Below are 16,738 nucleotides of genomic sequence, written 5' to 3' on the forward strand. Positions count from 1 at the left end.
CCCCGTGACCATCCGCGTTTCCGAGTACCCGCGGCCCCACCACTTCCTCCTGCACATCAGCGACACGCATCTGCTCGCCGGTGGCGGGCGGCTCTACGACCGCGTCGCGAGCGAGCAGCACCTGCGCACGCTCTTCGACGAGTTCGAGGCATCCGGCGGCCGGCCGGAGGCGATCGTCTTCACCGGCGACCTGGCCGACAAGGGCGAGCCCGATGCGTACGACCGCATCCGCGGCATCGTCGAGCCCGTCGCCGAGCGCCTCGGCGCCCAGGTGATCTGGGTCATGGGCAACCACGACGACCGGGCGGCCTTCCGCCGCGGGCTGCTCGACGACGAGGCCGGCGCGTACCGCCCCGTCGACCGGGTCGACGACGTCAACGGGCTGCGCGTCATCACGCTGGACTCCACCGTGCCGGGGCAGCACCACGGCGAGGTCGCCCCAGAGCAGCTCGACTGGCTCGCCGAGGAGCTCTCGATCCCGGCGCCGCACGGCACGATCCTCGCGATGCACCACCCGCCCGTGCCGAGCGTGCTCGACCTCGCGGTCTCGGTCGAACTGCGCGACCAGGCGGCGCTCGCCGAGGTCGTCGAGGGCAGCGACATCCGCTCGATCATCGCCGGGCACCTGCACTACTCCTCGACGGCGACGTTCGCGGGCATCCCCGTGTCGGTCGCCTCGGCGAGTTGCTACACGCAAGACCTGAACGTGCCCGTCGGCGGCACCCGCGGCCGCGACGGCGCTCGCGCCTTCAACCTCGTGCACGTCTACCCCTCGACCGTGCTGCACTCGGTCGTGCCGCTCGGCGCGACGCCCGCGCTCGACTGGGTCGACGCCGACGAGAGCGCACGCCGGCTCGCGGCATCCGGCATCTCGATCACGGATGCCGCGGCGCCGCCGGTGCCGAAGGACCCGCCGTTCACGATGCCGATCCCGGTGCTCGCGGGCTGACGCCCCAGGTCAGGCGGTGAGGTCGGGCGACGGGTCCGATGAGGCGCCGACGGCGGCGACGGGCGCCGAGCCCGCGGCATCCGCCGCCTTCTCCCATGGGGCGGGGAACGGGAAGTAGCGATCGAGGAAGTCGATGACCGCCGCGGTGCGCTGCTCGACCGAGATCTCGGGGAAGCTGCCGTCGTTCAGGCAGAACATGTCGTGGTCGCGGCGCTTGAGGAGGCGCTCCATGGCGGGCAGCGCGCGCTTCAGCGTGGTCTCGATGTACTTCACGCGGGCGTCGGTCTGCACGACCGCGCGCCCCGTGAGCAGCGCGTAGTAGTGGTAGAGCGAGTTCGTGACCGAGATGTCGGTCGCCGAGCGGAAACGGCTCGCGGCCGTGCGGCGGAAGTCCTCGGGGAAGGCGGCCTCGAGATCGGCCATGACGCTCTTGCGCAGGGGGGCCGCGCAGTGCTCGAGGTGCCGCGTGGTGACCTTGCCGAAGCGTTCGCGCAGCAGTGCCCGGTTGACGCGGGCGGCGTTCTCGAAGCCCGAGCGCCCGGGGTGGGTCTCGCCGAGTCCGATGCGGGTCGCCGCCTCGACGAACTTCGTCACGCCGCCGGGGGAGAAGAACATGCCGGGCGAGAGGGGTCGGCCGAAGAACATGTCGTCGTTGGAGTAGAGGAAGTGCTCGGCGAGTCCCTCGATGTTGTGCAGCTGGCTCTCGACGGCGTGCGAGTTGTGCGTGGGGAGCACCGACGGGTCGGCGAACATCTCTTCGCTGCGCACGATCGTGACCTTCGGGTGCCGCGCCAGCCACGCCGGGGCGGGGGAGTCGGTCGCGATGAAGATGCGACGGATCCACGGGGCGAACATGTGCACCGAGCGAAGGGCGTACTTCAGCTCGTCGATCTGCCGGAAGCGGGCCTCGGAGTCGTCGCCCTCGCCCACGACGTAGGCGGCCATGCGCTTGGCCCGCTCGCGCTGGAACTCGTCGCTCGACCCGTCGACCCACGAGAAGACGAGGTCGATCTCGAAGTCGACGTCGCTCGCGAGGGGCTCGAACATGTGCTCGAGCGTGCGCCAGTCGCGCCCGTGCAGGTGCACGACGTCGTCGACCGCCTCGCCGCGGGGCAGGGTGCGGCGCATGAGGGCGTTCTCGAGGGGCGCCTCGATCTCGTCGTCGCCGAAGCGCCAGAACTCGAGCTGCACGGCTGATTCGGCGCCGTAGCGCAGGCGCCCGAAGGGTTCGATGCGGGGGCGGTAGAGGCGCACGGCCTGCGGCTTGCGGTGCGCGGAGAGCGAGCCGTCGGCCACGAGCACGGGCGCGGCGGCCGCGGACTTCGCCGGGGCCACCGTGGCCGCGTAGAACGGCTCGCCGGCGAACGCGGCCGCGAGGGCGGCGGTGACCTCCTTGCGGCGGGCCCGATCGACGGCGAGCACCGGGCGGTCGTCGTCGCGGCGTACGAGCAGGTGGTCGACGCCGGCGTCATCGAGGGCGGATGCCACGGCCAGCAGGTCTTCGACCATCGACTCCTGCGGCGTGACGTGCCCGTTGCGCAGGGTCCACATGCCCTTGCGCAGCACGAGGTCGTCGCGGTCGAACCTCGCATGCGCGGCCGGGGAGTCCACGAGCACGAGCTCGGGCACGTCGCTCAGCCTGAGACCCGGATCGGATCGCGGCGCGGTGCGGCGGAAGGCCTCGCCTGGGCGGTGGCGGTTCGCCGGGCGGATGGGCTGGCTGCGGTCGTCGTGGTCGCTCGTCGTCACGTCGGTGAGGTGCTCCTGGGTCTCGTCGGATGGGTGCGGAGGGCTTCGCGTCGGCCGGGCCGGTCGGCCGGGTGGATCGGCTCATCGATCGGCTGCGGTCGGCGGATGATCGTGCGGCGCGGATGCGCCATCGCGTCAGATTCGCGGGGCGTGCACCGACGGTGCGCGCCATGTTCACATCGTACGTCGGCGAGGGCTCTCGCGGTGATCGATCTCGTCGCGCCTGTGAGTGTCGTGAGACTTCCTCAGTATCGTGGGGGATCGCGGTCGATGGGCGTAGCCTCGACGACGAGAAAGCAGGCCGTCATGGACACCGACGTCGTCTCCATCCGATCCACCGGGCCGCGAACCGGAGGCGACCGCCCCAGAATGTCGAACGACTTCACCGATCTGGCGAGGCTCGTGAAGGACGCCGGCCTCCTGCGCCGCCGCTACGGCTACTACTGGACCAAGCTGATCTGCGTGCCGGTCGCGTTCGCGGCCGCGATCGCGTTCTTCATCTGGATCGGCGACACCTGGTGGCAGATGTTCACCGCCGTCGGCTTCGCCGTGCTGTTCACGCAGACGGCGTTCCTGGGCCACGACGCCGCACACCGCCAGATCTTCCGCTCGGGCCGCTGGAACGACTGGATCAGCCTCATCGTCGGCGACCTCTTCATCGGCATGAGCTACGGATGGTGGCAGCACAAGCATGTGCGCCATCACGCCAACCCCAACCAGATCGGCGTGGACCCCGACATCGACCTCCCGGTCGTCGCGTTCACCCCCGACCAGGCGAACCGACCGCGCCCTCGGATGCTGCGCTGGCTCATCGCGCACCAGGGCGCGTTCTTCTTCCCGATCCTGCTGCTCGAGGGCCTCTCGCTGCATGCCTCGAGCGTGCACCGCGTGTTCCAGCGCCGGCACGTCGACCGTCGATCGGTCGAGATCTCCTTCCTCGCCGTGCGCATCCTCGGGTTCCTCGTGCTCGTCTTCCTCGTGCTCGCCCCCGAGAAGGCCGCGGTCTTCCTCGCGGTCGAGCTGGGCCTCTTCGGCTTCTACATGGGCATGTCGTTCGCCCCGAACCACAAGGGCATGCCGCTCGTGCCGGCGGGCCTGAAGCTCGACTTCCTGCGTCGGCAGGTGCTCATGAGCCGCAACATCCGCGGCAACCGGTTCATCGACGTGCTCATGGGCGGGCTGAACTACCAGATCGAGCACCACCTGTTCCCGTCGATGCCCCGGCCGCACCTGCGCCGGGCCGCCCCCATGATCCGCGCGTACTGCGCCGACCGCGACGTGCGGTACACCGAGACGAGCCTGTGGCGCTCGTACGGCATCGTGCTGCGGTACATCAACCGGGTGGGCCTCGGTGAGCGCGACCCGTTCGAGTGTCCGATGCTCGTGCAGCGCGCGAGCATCTGAGCCCTGCCGCGCGGCATCCGGCCGTCCTGCCGCGCGGCATCGGCCGCATCATCCGTCACATGACGTTCGCTGACGTCGTGTGACCCCGCGCTCCGTCGTGTGACGGTCGTGCTCGCGACATCCGATCGCCGTCCCTAGCTTCGAACCCAGGGAGGCAACCATGACACGACTCATCATCGGCGCGATGGTCAGGACGATCGGGGCGTACCCCTCCGGCTGGCGGTACCCGGGGGCGCACCGCGACCCGCGCCGCGACGCCGACGCGCTGCGTCACACGGCCGCCGTCGCCGAGGAGGCGCGGCTCGACTACCTGTTCTTCGGCGACTGGCTCGCCACGGGGCACGACCTCGAGTTCGTCGACCCCTACCTCGTCGCCCGCATCGACCCGCTCTCGGCGGTCACCTATCTCGCCGCGCACACGACGCGCATCGGCCTGATCGCGACGGCCGACACGAACTTCGCCGACCCGTACACGCTCGCCCGGGCGACCGCGTCGGCCGACGTGCTCTCGGGCGGCCGGATCGGCCTGAACCTCGTCACCGCCGTCGACCCGCGCTCGGCCGCGAACCACGGGCACGACTTCCACACGGCCAACGGCTCGCGATACGACCGCGCGGTCGAGTTCGAGCAGGTGCTGCGCCGGCTCTGGGACTCGTTCGAAGACGACGCGATCGTGGCGGATGTCGCGAGCGGGGCGTACCTCGACGCGTCGCGCCTGCACGCCACCGACTTCCACGGCCAGCACCTGAGCGTCGCGGGTCCGCTGAACGCGCTCCGCCCCGTGCAGGGGCACCTGCCGATCGTGCACTCGGGCACCTCGCCGCGGTCGCGGCTGTTCGCGGCGCAGAGCGCGGACCTCGCGCTGGTCGCCGTGAACGACCTCGCGCATGCCGTGTCGATCCGCGAGGAGCTCCGCACGCTCGCGTTCGAGTCCGGGCGCGACGACCGCACGCTCAAGGTCATCGCGCCCGTGCTGCCGATCGTCGGCGAGACACGGGCGCATGCGCAGGCGCTCGCCGAGGATCTCGCCGAACTCGTGCAGGTCGCCGAGGACTGGCCCGACGGGCCTCCCGCCGGGTTCCCCGCGCAGCGTTCGCTGACGCAGCTGGCGACGCATGTCGGCGTCGACCTCTCCGGTCGATCGCCCGACGACCTCGTCGGCCCCGACCTCGTCTCCCGGTTCGGCGAGGCCGGACAGGTGCTCGTCGAGATCGTCGCCGAGCGCACCGGTCGCGCGCCGGCGGGCGAGCGGCCGCCCTCGCTGCGGCAGCTGCTCGTCGCGGCATCCGTCAACGCGTCGATGATCGTGGGCACGGCGGCCGAGATCGCCGACGAGTTCGAGGCCTGGGCCGATGCGGGTGCGGTCGACGGCTTCAACGTGCTGTCGGCCGTGCAACCGTCGCAGTTCGAGGAGTTCGCCTTCCAGGTCGTGCCCGAGCTGCAGCGACGCGGTGTCTTCCCGACCGAGTACGAGGGCGCCACGTTGCGCGAGCACCTCGGCCTCGAGCGCCCCGAGAACCTGCATGCCGCCGGCCGTGATCCCGGCCTGGTCGCCGCCGCCTACGGCGGCGATGCCGCGCGCAGGCAGGCGCCCGCGCGCTGAGCAGCGCCCCGTGATCCGCGCCGCCGCCGACGCAAGCGTGTTGCCGAATGTTGCACGCTGTGACGGCGCGCGTCGGTGAAGGGTTGAGACCCCGAGCGGGCGTCCGTAGCCTCGACGAACCACACCCGAGGAGTGCCCCGTGATCGCCACCGAGACCACCGCCGTCCGCGCAGCGCGAACGACGGAGGCGGCGAGCATGGCAGCGTCCACGACGGATGCCTCGGGCGGGGCCGCACTCGGGCCGCTCGCCGAGCTCGCCGATGCCGGCCTCGAGATCCCCGTGCTCGGCGGTGCGAGCGTGCGGCACGTGAACCTCGACCTCGCGGCATCCGCCCCCGCGCTCGCCGTCGTCGCCGCGCATGTCACGCGGCTGCTGCCGTACTACGCGAGCGTGCACCGCGGCAGTGGCTACCCGTCGCAGGCCACGACCGCCATCGTCGAAGACGCGCGCGTCGCGGTCGGCCGCCACGTCGGCGCCCGCGACGGCGACCTCGTCGTCTTCACGCGCAACACGACCGAGGCGCTCAACCTGCTCGCGACCGCGGTGCCCGGCGAGACCGTGGTGCTCGACATCGAGCACCACGCCAACCTGCTGCCGTGGCGCGACCGCCGCGTCGTGGTCGCCCGCGCCTCGATCGCCGAGACGCTCGTCGCCCTCGAGGCCGAACTCGCCGCCCGACCCGCCGCACTGCTCTCGGTCACGGGTGCGTCCAACGTGACGGGCGAGGTGCTGCCGATCGCCGAGCTCGCCCGCATCGCGCACGCGCACGGCGCGCGCATCGCGGTCGACGCCGCACAGCTGCTGCCCCACCGCCGCGTCGACCTCGCGGCATCCGACCTCGACTACGTCGCGTTCTCGGGGCACAAGGCGTATGCGCCGTTCGGGTCGGGCGCCCTCGTCGGCCGGGCCGACTGGCTCGACGCGGCGCCTGCGTTCCTGGCCGGCGGCGGGGCCGTCGAGCACGTCGGGCTCGACGAGGTCGAGTACAAGGTCGGTGCCGACCGCCACGAGGCCGGCACCCCCAACGTCGTCGGCATCGCCGCGCTCGCCAGGGCGCTCGCCGAACTCGAGCGCCTCGGCGACGCCGAGCGCGAGGCGCACGAGGCGCAGCTCACCGCGCGCCTGCACGAGGGGCTCGATGCGCTGCCCGGCGTCCGCGTCATCCGCGGCTTCGACGACGCGCACGACCGGCTCGCCATCGCGACCATCGAGCTCGAACACGGATCCGTCGGGCTCATCGCCGCGGCGCTCGGCGCCGAGCACGGCATCTCGGTGCGGGCCGGCCGGTTCTGCGCGCACCCGTTCTTCGACCGCGTCTCGACCCGCTCCAACGGACTGCGGGCGAGCCTCGGCGCGGGCTCGACCGGCGACGACGTCGACCGGTTCCTCGAGGCGCTCGCGCGGCTCGTCACCGAGGGCCCGGCGTTCGAGTACTCGCGCACTCCGGGCGGCTGGTGTCCTGTGATCGACGATCGCCCCTGGCCCGTCATTCCCTGAGGCCCGTCATTCCCTGAGCGCGGTCGTTCCCTGAGCGGCCGTCGTTCCTGAGCGCGCGTTCGCTGAACCGATGTGCCCCGAGCGGATGCCCCGGGGCGCGTGTTCGGGCTCGGGTGCTCACGCTCAATACGATGGAGTCATGCGCGCGAACCCGACCATCCGCCTGATCGGCGTCCTGGCCGCCACCGCACTCCTGCTCACGGGCTGCGCCGTGAACGAGCAGGGCCAGGGCGAGAGCCATCTCTCCGGAACCATCGAGGGCGCGGGCTCCTCCGCGCAGGGCGCCGCCCAAGACGTGTGGATCGCCGGGTTCCAGCAGGCGCACGGCAGCGTCACGGTCGACTACGACCCCGCGGGTTCGGGTGCGGGGCGCGACCAGTTCCTCGCGGGCGCGGTCTCGTACGCGGGCAGCGACGCGGCGCTCGCCGCCGACCAGACGAGCGGCGACGTGGGGCGCTGCGCTCCGGGTGCCGGGGCGGTCGACCTGCCCGTCTACCTCTCGCCCATCGTGCTCGCATTCAACGTCGAGGGCGTCGACGAGCTGCATCTCGACGCGGCATCCGTCGCCCGCATCTTCAGCGGCGACCTCGACCGCTGGAACGACCCGGCGCTCGTGGCGCTGAATCCGGGCGCGGCGCTGCCCGACGCGCGCATCACGGCCGTGCACCGCTCCGACGACAGCGGAACCACCTGGAACTTCACCGACTACCTGCACGAGGCCGCCCCCGCCGAGTGGCCGAACGAGCCCGACGACGCCTTCCCGTTCCAGGGGGAGGCCGCACAGGGCAGTTCGGGCATCGCGGGCGTCATCCGCGACGGCGTCAACGTGATCGGCTACCTCGATGCCTCGCGTGCGCAGGGCATGGGCGTGGCCTCGCTCGTGGTCGGCGACGACGTCGTGGCACCGGATGCCGCCTCCGCGGCCGCGATCGTCGACGTGTCGCCCGTCGAGGCGGGCCGCGCCGACGGCGACCTCGTGATCGACATCGACCGTGCGACCGACGTCGCCGGCGTGTACCCGCTCGTGCTCGTGAGCTACGTCATCGCCTGTCGCGAGTACGCCGACGCCGGTGAGGGTGAGATCGTGCAGGCCTACCTCTCGTGGGTCGCGAGCGTCGAGGGGCAGGATGCCGCGGCCGACGACGCCGGGTCGGCGCCGATCTCCGACGACCTGCGCGCCCGGGTGCAGGCCGTGGTCGACACGATCGGCTGACGGTGATGAGATCGTAGGGGGCGACGCCTGCACGGCGAGGCGCTCGACGAACGGACGGGGAGCTGCATGCGAGCACTGAGCGAGACCGAGGTGCGCGCGGCGATCCGCAACGCCTCCGAGGCCGAGCTCGACCAGCTCTCGCTGCCGGTGTCGTTCTTCGTGACCGAATGGGCGCATCTGGACGCGTTCGCGTGGCGCGACCCGCGCATCCCCACGCGCGGCTACCTCGTGACCGAGCTCGACGGCGAACCGGTCGGCGTCGTGCTGCGCACGCCCGCGGCGAGCGGTTCGCACCACCGCGCCGCGATCTGCAACCTCTGCCATACGCAGCAGCCCGCCGACCAGGTCGCGATCATCTCGGCCCGCAAGGCGGGCCCCGCCGGCGAGCGCGGCGACAGCGTCGGCACCTACATGTGCAGCGACCTCGCCTGCCAGGAGACCGTACGTCTCGGCCGCCCCGCCGGACCCTCCGAGGTGCTGCCGAGCCTGCGCGAGCTCGAGCGCATCGAGGGCCTCGCCCGGCGCACGCGCGCCTTCGTCGCCGGCGTCGTCGCGACGGCCTGAGGCGCGGGCGAGAGACCGACGATGACGTCACCCGATCGATCGTGTCGAGTCGCGAGATGAAGGCGCTGGCCGGCCCGAGCTGAGCCGAGGTTCAGACCCGGTGTGTACACTCGCCACCGTGAGTCAGCACATTCCGTTCGCGATGCCCGTCGGGCGTCAGGAGGTCGTCGGCGCCTTCGCAGCCGGCCGCAGAGGGCCGTCGCGCCCGTGACCTGCCGCGCCTCGGCGCGCCTCCTCCCGTGACCGGCCATCGCCGCACGGGCATCTTCCCTACGGAACAGCACCACTTGAACGGGTTCGCGCGAGCGACCCGACACGACGAAGGACTCTGACATGCTTCCCCTCGACGACAAGCGCATCCGCGCCTCGTTCATCAACGCGACCCAGCGCGAACGCGCCTCGGTCACCCTCCCGGCGGGTTTCGCCGACCTCGACTGGGAGAAGCTCGACTTCCTCGGCTGGCGCGACCCCAAGCTTCCGAAGGTCGGATACGTCGTGGTCGAACACGGCGGCGAACTCGTCGGCGTCATGCTCCGCGAGGCCGACGGCCGCATCCGCACGCGGCCGCAGTGCTCGTGGTGCGAGGACGTGACGCTGCCGAACGACGTCGTGTTCTACACGGCCAAGCGCGCGGGCGCGTCGGGGCGCAACGGCGACACCATCGGCACGCTCGCCTGCGCGAAGTTCGAGTGCTCGAGGAACGTACGACGGCTGCCGCCGGTCGCCTACCTGGGCTACGACGTCGAGGCCGCGCGGCTCCGCCGCATGGCGGCGCTGCGCGAGCACGTCGCCGGATTCGTGCAGGCGGTGCGCGGGGGCTCCTAGCCGACGGCAGGTGCGGCCGACTCCGACACTGATGCCAGGAGAGGATCAGTGTCGGAGTGCGTCGGGGAGGGTCCGGTCGGGTCCGCCCGGTCGGACGGGGTGCGCGTCAGCGCGCGGCATCCGGCTCGAGCGGTTCGAGCGTGGCGCGCTTGGGCTCGCGGCCGTCACCGGACGACCGCCCGGTGAGGCGCCGGCCGATCCACGGCAGCACGAACTCGCGGTAGTACGCGGCCGTGTTGCGGCTGCGCGGGCCGGGGGGCGCGGCTGCGACCTCGGCGACGCCCCACTCGTCGGGCACGGGCACGCCGATCGCGGTGAGCACGTTGCTCGCCACGCGCGCGTGGCCCAGCGAGTTCAGGTGCAGCTTGTCGGCCGACCAGTAGCGGATGTCGCGGAGTCCGCGATCGTTGAAGTTGTCGACGAACGTGACGCCGGGAACGTCGGCGAGGTCGACCAGGGCCGTGGTGAGCCGGGCGCCACGCGCGTCGAACACCTTGCCGAGGGGCAGGTGCTCGGTCGGGTTCGCCCCGCTCAGCATGAGCACGTGGATGCCCTCCTCGCGGATGCGGTGGATCGCCTGGCGGAAGCGCGCCGCGGTCGTCTGCTCGTCCATGCGGGGGCGCAGCATGTCGTTGCCGCCGCCGTTGAAGCTCAGCAGCTCGGGCTTGAGCGCGATGGCCGCCTCGAGCTGCTCGTCGATGATGGGTCCGAGCTTGCGGCCGCGGATCGCGAGGTTGGCGTAGCCGATCGGCTCGCGGGCGGCCTGCGCGAGGCCCATCGCGACGAAGTCGGCCCAACCGCGGACACTGCCGTCGGGCAGCTCGTCGCCGACGCCCTCGGTGAAGCTGTCGCCGATGGCGGCATAGGAGTGGAACATGCGTCCAACGCTACTCTTCGGTCGGGTCGCTACTGCACCGCGAGGAGGGCCGCCCAGAGGTCGGCGCGCGCATGGAAGCCCGAGAGGTCGCGGTCGAGCAGGCGCTCGGCGAGGGCGATGCGGCTGCGAACCGTATGGCGGTGCACGCCGAGCTGCTGCGCCGTCGCGTCGAACTGGCCGCCGTGCTCGAGCCAGGTGCGCACCGTCTCGACGAGTGCGGTGCCGGATGCCGCGTCGTGCTCCACGAGCGGCGCGAGCGTCGCGATCGCGACGGCCCTGGCATCGGTGCGGGCGAGGAAGGCGAGCACGCCCTGCCGGCTGATCTCGTCGAAGGCGACGACCCGCGGGCCGCGCGGCGCACTGGGGCTGCCGGCGGCGCCAGGGCCGACGGGGTTGCGCGCACCCGTCTCGCGGGCCCGGTCGAGCGCGCGCAGCGCCTGCTCGTGCGCGACGGCGAGCGCGTCGAGCGCGACCGCGTCGGAGAGGCCGACCGGCACCTCGAACTCCGACGAGAGCTCCTCGGCGAGCGCACTGTCGGCCGCCTCGAGCACGAGCACCACCCGCTCGTCGTCGCGAGCGAAGAAGAGTCGGCCGCCTCGCTCGTCGACGCGGAGCTCGAGCAGCTCGCCCATGCGGTCGAACGCCGGCCCCGGGGCATCCGTCACCGCGATGCGCACGGGTGACGACGGGAGCGGCCCCCACATCTCGGTGGCGACGCCATCGGCCAGAGCCGTGTCGCCGGCCAGCAGGCTGCGGAGGAGCCCGGTGCGCAGGTGCCCGCGCGCGCGGTCGAGGTTGCGGTTCTGCTCGAGCGAGAGGCCCGCGAGCGCGATGACCGAGGTCACGACCTCGCGCCCCGCCTGGTCGAGCTGTGGGGAGTCGCCGATGGCGAGCACGCCGCGGAGCGCGCCGCCCGCGCCGAGCGTCTGCAGGGTGATGCGCTGCGGATCGCCGACGGACTCGCCCGCGAGGAGCGTGCGCCCGGCGCGCTGGCCGCGCCGCAGCATCGACCTCGCCTCGCCGACGACCTCGCCGAGCGCGGGCTGCACGAGCCCGCCGGCGGGCGCCTCGCGATCGAGCGCACCGGTCGCGTCGACGAGCCCGACCCAGGTGCCGAGGCGTTCGGAGAGCTCGCCGAGCGTGGCCGAGAGCCCGTCGGGGCGCAGGGCCGCCCGCGAGATCGCGCGCTGCGCGGAGAACGCCCACGCCTGCCGCGCGTACGCGTCTTCGGAGAGCAGGTCGGCGACGAGCTTCGCGATCGCGATGAACGGCACGCGGTAGGGCACCTCGAAGAGCGGGAGCCCGAGCTCGATGCAGGCCTCGACGAGGGCTGCGGGCGTGCCGTCGCGGATCACCTCGGTTCCGAACCCGAGGGCGGCGACCCCTCGCTCGCGCAGGCGTTCGACGTAGGTGCGTGCGAAGCCCGCGGCATCCGCCCCCGCCGCATCGCCCTCGAACTGCGTGCCGGTCGTGAGCAGCACGTGCCCCGCGTCGAGGAAGGGCGTCGGATCGGCGAGGTCGGAGCTGTGCGCCCAGACGACGGGCGCCGAGAGCGCGGCGCCGGGGAGTCCGGACGACGGCGTGAGCAGCCCGAGCCCGAGCTCGTCGCGGTCGAGGAGGGTCTGCACGGTCGGCTTCACGGGGCTCCTGTACGTCATGTCTACTCAACGCCAGTTCAGTGTACAGGCGGGCGCTGCGACATCCGCTCGGGGCGACCTAGCATTGCGGCATCAGCCACCGTCGTCACACCCCTGATCGGAGCATGCCATGACGCTCGTCGAGACCCAGGCCGCCGCCACCCCGGCCACCGCAGCCGGAGGCCCGGCGCTCCCGCAGGAGCGACGCCTGGTCACGGCCATCCCGGGCCCGCGCTCGCAGGAGCTCATGGCCCGCAAGGCCGAGGCCGTTGCGTCCGGCGTCGGAACCACGATCCCCGTCGCGATCGTCGCGGGCGGCGGCGGCGTGCTCGTCGACGCCGACGGCAACTCGCTCATCGACCTCGGCTCCGGCATCGCCGTCACGGGCGTCGGCAACGCCAACCCGCGCGTCGTCGAGGCCGTGACGAAGCAGCTCAACGCCTTCACGCACACCTGCTTCACCGTCGCGCCCTACGACTCCTACGTCGACGTCGCCGAGAAGCTCAACGAGCTCACCCCCGGCGACCACGCGAAGCGCTCGGCCCTCTTCAACTCCGGCGCCGAAGCCGTCGAGAACGCGGTGAAGATCGCCCGCGCGTACACGAAGAAGCAGGCCGTCGTCGCGTTCGACCACGCCTACCACGGCCGCACGAACCTCACCATGGGCCTCACCGCGAAGAACATCCCGTACAAGAACGGCTTCGGCCCGTTCGCGCCCGAGGTGTACCGCGTGCCGCTCAGCTACCCCTACCGCGACGGCGGCCTCAGCGGCGCCGAGGCCGCGGCCCGCGCCATCCTGCAGATCGAGAAGCAGATCGGCGCCGAGAACCTCGCCGCCATGATCATCGAGCCCATCCAGGGCGAGGGCGGCTTCATCGTGCCCGCCGCCGGGTTCCTGCCGGCCCTCGTCGAGTGGTGCCGCGCCAACGACGTCGTCTTCATCGCCGACGAGGTGCAGTCCGGCTTCGGCCGCACGGGCGCCTGGTTCGCGAGCGACCTCGAGGGCATCGTGCCCGACCTCATCACCACGGCCAAGGGCATCGCCGGCGGCCTGCCGCTCTCGGCGGTCACCGGCCGCGCCGAGATCATGGACGCCGCCGGCGCCGGCGGTCTCGGCGGCACCTACGCCGGCAACCCGCTCGCCTGCGTCGCCGCCCTCGCCTCGATCGAGTCGTACGAGCAGGACGGCCTCATCGAGCGCGCCCGCGAGATCGGCGCCGTGCTCATCGGCCGCCTGAACGCCCTGCGCACGACCGACGCCCGCATCGGCGACGTCCGCGGCCGGGGCGCCATGGTCGCCATCGAGCTCGTCGATCCCGCGACCGGCGCACCCGACGCCGCGCTCACCGGAAAGGTCGCCGCGTACGCCCACTCGCAGGGCGTGCTCGTGCTCACCTGCGGAACCTACGGCAACGTGATCCGCTTCCTCCCCCCGCTCACCATCACCGACGACCTCCTCATCGAGGGACTGCAGGTCGTCGCGGAAGGACTCAAGAAGGCATGACCACGCTCACCGACAACGACGTCGTGATCGCCGGCTCCGCGGCATCCGCCCGGCCCGCGGCATCCGCCGACCACATCGCCACCCCGCTGACCGACGCGCGCTCCCAGCTCGCCGAGGCGGTGGCCCTGCTCGGCTACAACGACGGCCTGCACCAGATGCTCGCCACCCCGCGCCGCGAGCTCACGGTCGCCGTGCCGCTGCGCATGGACACCGGCGAGAGCCGCCTGTTCGTCGGTTACCGCGTGCAGCACAACTTCTCGCGCGGCCCGGCCAAGGGCGGCCTGCGGTACGCGCCCAACGTCAACCTCGACGAGGTGCGGGCCCTCGCGATGTGGATGACCTGGAAGTGCGCCCTGCTCGACGTGCCGTACGGCGGCGCGAAGGGCGGCGTCGCGATCGACCCCCGCGAGCACTCCACGGCCGAGCTCGAGCGCGTGACCCGCCGCTACACGAGCGAGATCCTGCCGATCATCGGCCCGGAGCGCGACATCCCCGCGCCCGACATCGGCACCGACGAGCAGACGATGGCCTGGATGATGGACACCTACTCCGTCAGCAGCGGCTACACGGTGCCCGGCATCGTGACCGGCAAGCCCATCGCGCTCGGCGGCTCGCAGGGTCGCGCCTCGGCGACCTCCCGCGGCGTCACCCACATCGCACTCGCAGCCCTGCGCCACGTGGGCATCGAGCCCGCCGGCGCGACGGCGGCCGTGCAGGGCTTCGGCAAGGTCGGTGCGGATGCCGCGCGGTTCCTGTCCGAAGCCGGGGTGCGCGTCGCCGGGGTGAGCGACCAGTACGGCGCGGTGTTCAACGCCGCGGGCCTCGACATCGAGGCCCTGAACGAGCATGTGCGCTCGACGGGATCGGTCGTCGGATTCGCCGGCGCCGAACCGCTCGACGGCGCCGACCTGCTCACGCTCGACGTCGACCTGCTCGTGCCCGCCGCGGTCGAGGGCGTGCTGCACGAGTCCAACGCCGGCGACGTGCGTGCGCGCGTCGTCGTCGAGGGCGCGAACGGCCCGACGACGCCCACGGCCGACACGATCATGCGCGAGCGCGGCATCCTCGTGGTGCCCGACATCCTCGCGAACGCCGGCGGCGTGATCGTCTCCTACTTCGAGTGGGTGCAGGCGAATCAGGCCTACTGGTGGCGCGCCGACGAGGTGGAGACCAGACTGGAGGAGCGGATGCTCAACGCGTGGCAGCACGTGCTGGGGTACGCCGAGACCAGGGGGCTCTCACTTCGCACCGCGGCCACGGCACTCGCCGTCGAACGCGTGGCCGATGCGCACCGCCTCCGCGGCCTGTACCCCTGACCCACCACCACCCTCCGCCGCCGGCCTCGATCGCCCGCAACCCACAGGTTCGGGCAACCGCGGCTCGCGGCATCCGCACCTCATCATCACCGACTTCGAAGCGAACCGGACAGGAACCCGCATGACGAACGCAACGCTCGAAACCTCCGTGCTCGACGCCGTCGAACACCGCCTCTTCATCGGCGGCGAGTGGGTCGACGCCGAGGGCGGCAGGACCCTCGACGTCGAGGACCCCTCGACCGGCCGCACCATCAAGCAGATCGCGGATGCCTCGCCCGCCGACGGCATCCGTGCGCTCGACGCCGCCGTGGCCGCCCAGGACGCATGGGCCGCGACCGCCCCGCGCGAGCGCGGCGAGCTGTTGCGCCGCGCCTTCGACCTGCTGCAGGAGCGCAAGGAGGAGTTCGCGCTGCTCATGACGCTCGAGATGGGCAAGCCGCTCGCAGAGGCGCGCGGCGAGGTCGCCTACGGCGGCGAGTTCCTGCGCTGGTTCAGTGAGGAGGCCGTGCGCATCGCGGGCCGCTACGGCCTGAACCCCGAGGGCACCGGTCGCATGATCGTCTCGCAGCGCCCCGTCGGCCCGTCGTTCTTCATCACGCCGTGGAACTTCCCGCTCGCCATGGCGACCCGCAAGATCGCCCCCGCGCTCGCCGCGGGTTGCACGGTCGTCGTCAAGCCGGCCGCGCTGACCCCGCTCACGACCATCGCGTTCGTGCAGTTGCTCGAGGAGGTCGGCCTGCCGGCCGGTGTGGTCAACGTCGTCGCGACGTCGACGTCGTCGGCGGTCTCGGGCCCGATCATCGAGGACCCGCGCCTGCGCAAGCTCTCGTTCACCGGGTCGACCGGCGTCGGCCGGGCCCTCATGAAGCAGGCCGCGACCGGCATCCTGCGCACGTCGATGGAGTTGGGCGGCAACGCGCCCTTCGTCGTGTTCGAGGACGCCGACCTCGACAAGGCCGTCGACGGCGCGATGCTCGCGAAGTTCCGCAACATCGGCCAGGCCTGCACGGCGGCGAACCGTTTCATCGTGCACGAGTCGGTGGCAGACGCCTTCGCGGCCCGCGTGGCCGAGCGCGTCGAGGCCATGAAGGTCGGGCGCGGCACCGAGGAGGGCGTGAACATCGGCCCGCTCATCGACGGCAAGGCCGTGGACTCCACCGACGAGCTCGTGCAGGACGCGGTCTCGCGCGGCGCGAGCGTGCTCACCGGCGGTGCGCGCATCGTCGACGGCGACGGCACGTTCTACGCGCCGACCGTGCTCGCGGGCGTCTCGGCCGGCACCCGACTGCTCTCCGAGGAGATCTTCGGCCCGGTGCTCGCCATCACGACGTTCTCCGACGAGGACGAGGCCGTGCGCCTCGCCAACGACACCGAGTACGGACTCGTCTCCTACGTCTTCACGAAAGACCTGGCGCGCGGCCACCGCCTCATCGAGCGCCTCGCCACCGGGATGATGGGGCTGAACACCGGCCTCGTCTCGAACGCCGCCGCGCCGTTCGGCGGCGTGAAGCAGTCGGGCATCGGCCGCGAGGGCGGGCTCGAGGGCATCCACGAGTACCTCGACACGAAGTACACGCTCATCCCGGTCGACTGACCCTT

General features: G+C 72.2%; 13 protein-coding genes. 10 read left to right on the forward strand and 3 right to left on the reverse strand.

Annotated features, from left to right (window positions below; translation table 11 throughout):
* Positions 1–4: 4 nt before the first annotated feature.
* Positions 5–949 (forward strand): phosphodiesterase, encoded by a 945-nt coding sequence (locus tag AC3IPY_RS02650; protein WP_489186479.1) that lies wholly within the window; start codon positions 5–7, stop codon positions 947–949.
* A 9-nt stretch (positions 950–958) separates the two neighbouring features.
* Here the strand turns inward: AC3IPY_RS02650 and AC3IPY_RS02655 are convergent, their stop codons facing one another.
* Entirely contained in the window at positions 959–2,578 is a 1,620-nt protein-coding gene (locus tag AC3IPY_RS02655; protein ID WP_489188417.1) for a stealth family protein, read from the reverse strand.
* Between the two features lie 426 nt (positions 2,579–3,004).
* Between AC3IPY_RS02655 and AC3IPY_RS02660 the strand changes: the two genes are divergently transcribed.
* From AC3IPY_RS02660 to AC3IPY_RS02685, 6 genes are all read left to right on the forward strand, one after another.
* Positions 3,005–4,102 (forward strand): fatty acid desaturase family protein, encoded by a 1,098-nt coding sequence (locus tag AC3IPY_RS02660; RefSeq protein ID WP_489186480.1) that lies wholly within the window; start codon positions 3,005–3,007, stop codon positions 4,100–4,102.
* Between the two features lie 160 nt (positions 4,103–4,262).
* Complete coding sequence (locus tag AC3IPY_RS02665) at positions 4,263–5,705, forward strand: NtaA/DmoA family FMN-dependent monooxygenase (RefSeq protein WP_489186481.1); 1,443 nt, start codon at positions 4,263–4,265, stop codon at positions 5,703–5,705.
* A 196-nt stretch (positions 5,706–5,901) separates the two neighbouring features.
* On the forward strand, positions 5,902–7,203 hold the full coding sequence (locus AC3IPY_RS02670) for an aminotransferase class V-fold PLP-dependent enzyme (protein WP_489186482.1): 1,302 nt from the start codon (positions 5,902–5,904) through the stop codon (positions 7,201–7,203).
* A gap of 139 nt (positions 7,204–7,342) precedes the next feature.
* The gene (locus AC3IPY_RS02675; RefSeq protein WP_489186483.1) at positions 7,343–8,416 is read left to right on the forward strand and encodes a phosphate ABC transporter substrate-binding protein PstS; all 1,074 of its coding nucleotides are present in this window, start codon (positions 7,343–7,345) and stop codon (positions 8,414–8,416) included.
* 66 nt (positions 8,417–8,482) lie between these two features.
* On the forward strand, positions 8,483–8,980 hold the full coding sequence (locus AC3IPY_RS02680) for an FBP domain-containing protein (protein WP_489186484.1): 498 nt from the start codon (positions 8,483–8,485) through the stop codon (positions 8,978–8,980).
* 333 nt (positions 8,981–9,313) lie between these two features.
* The gene (locus AC3IPY_RS02685) at positions 9,314–9,805 is read left to right on the forward strand and encodes an FBP domain-containing protein (protein ID WP_489186485.1); all 492 of its coding nucleotides are present in this window, start codon (positions 9,314–9,316) and stop codon (positions 9,803–9,805) included.
* A gap of 106 nt (positions 9,806–9,911) precedes the next feature.
* Here the strand turns inward: AC3IPY_RS02685 and AC3IPY_RS02690 are convergent, their stop codons facing one another.
* Together AC3IPY_RS02690 and AC3IPY_RS02695 are read right to left on the reverse strand one after the other, a co-directional pair.
* On the reverse strand, positions 9,912–10,682 hold the full coding sequence (locus AC3IPY_RS02690; protein ID WP_489186486.1) for an SGNH/GDSL hydrolase family protein: 771 nt from the start codon (positions 10,680–10,682) through the stop codon (positions 9,912–9,914).
* Between the two features lie 29 nt (positions 10,683–10,711).
* On the reverse strand, positions 10,712–12,340 hold the full coding sequence (locus tag AC3IPY_RS02695; RefSeq protein ID WP_489186487.1) for a PucR family transcriptional regulator: 1,629 nt from the start codon (positions 12,338–12,340) through the stop codon (positions 10,712–10,714).
* 109 nt (positions 12,341–12,449) lie between these two features.
* Between AC3IPY_RS02695 and gabT the strand changes: the two genes are divergently transcribed.
* The 3 genes from gabT (at position 12,450) to AC3IPY_RS02710 (ending at position 16,733) form a co-directional block, all read left to right on the forward strand.
* A complete protein-coding gene (gene gabT, locus AC3IPY_RS02700; protein WP_489186488.1) occupies positions 12,450–13,823 on the forward strand; it encodes a 4-aminobutyrate--2-oxoglutarate transaminase in 1,374 nt (457 codons plus the stop codon).
* Complete coding sequence (locus AC3IPY_RS02705) at positions 13,820–15,139, forward strand: Glu/Leu/Phe/Val family dehydrogenase (protein WP_489186490.1); 1,320 nt, start codon at positions 13,820–13,822, stop codon at positions 15,137–15,139. Before gabT ends, AC3IPY_RS02705 begins: the two co-directional genes overlap by 4 nt.
* A gap of 121 nt (positions 15,140–15,260) precedes the next feature.
* Positions 15,261–16,733: an NAD-dependent succinate-semialdehyde dehydrogenase gene (locus AC3IPY_RS02710; protein WP_489186491.1), complete on the forward strand. Its 1,473-nt coding sequence runs from the start codon at positions 15,261–15,263 to the stop codon at positions 16,731–16,733.
* Positions 16,734–16,738 lie beyond the last annotated feature (5 nt).

The sequence above is a fragment of the Agromyces sp. GL_144 genome (assembly GCF_057834305.1).

What these genes read in the sequence shown, in the direction of transcription:
- AC3IPY_RS02710 (WP_489186491.1), top strand. Translation starts at nt 15,261, where the DNA reads ATGACGAACGCAACGCTCGAAACCTCCGTGCTCGACGCCGTCGAACAC.
- AC3IPY_RS02685 (WP_489186485.1), top strand. Translation starts at nt 9,314, where the DNA reads ATGCTTCCCCTCGACGACAAGCGCATCCGCGCCTCGTTCATCAACGCG.
- gabT (WP_489186488.1), top strand. Translation starts at nt 12,450, where the DNA reads ATGACGCTCGTCGAGACCCAGGCCGCCGCCACCCCGGCCACCGCAGCC.
- AC3IPY_RS02670 (WP_489186482.1), top strand. Translation starts at nt 5,902, where the DNA reads ATGGCAGCGTCCACGACGGATGCCTCGGGCGGGGCCGCACTCGGGCCG.
- AC3IPY_RS02680 (WP_489186484.1), top strand. Translation starts at nt 8,483, where the DNA reads ATGCGAGCACTGAGCGAGACCGAGGTGCGCGCGGCGATCCGCAACGCC.
- AC3IPY_RS02705 (WP_489186490.1), top strand. Translation starts at nt 13,820, where the DNA reads ATGACCACGCTCACCGACAACGACGTCGTGATCGCCGGCTCCGCGGCA.
- AC3IPY_RS02690 (WP_489186486.1), bottom strand. Translation starts at nt 10,682, where the DNA reads ATGTTCCACTCCTATGCCGCCATCGGCGACAGCTTCACCGAGGGCGTC.
- AC3IPY_RS02665 (WP_489186481.1), top strand. Translation starts at nt 4,263, where the DNA reads ATGACACGACTCATCATCGGCGCGATGGTCAGGACGATCGGGGCGTAC.
- AC3IPY_RS02660 (WP_489186480.1), top strand. Translation starts at nt 3,005, where the DNA reads ATGGACACCGACGTCGTCTCCATCCGATCCACCGGGCCGCGAACCGGA.
- AC3IPY_RS02675 (WP_489186483.1), top strand. Translation starts at nt 7,343, where the DNA reads ATGCGCGCGAACCCGACCATCCGCCTGATCGGCGTCCTGGCCGCCACC.
- AC3IPY_RS02695 (WP_489186487.1), bottom strand. Translation starts at nt 12,340, where the DNA reads ATGACGTACAGGAGCCCCGTGAAGCCGACCGTGCAGACCCTCCTCGAC.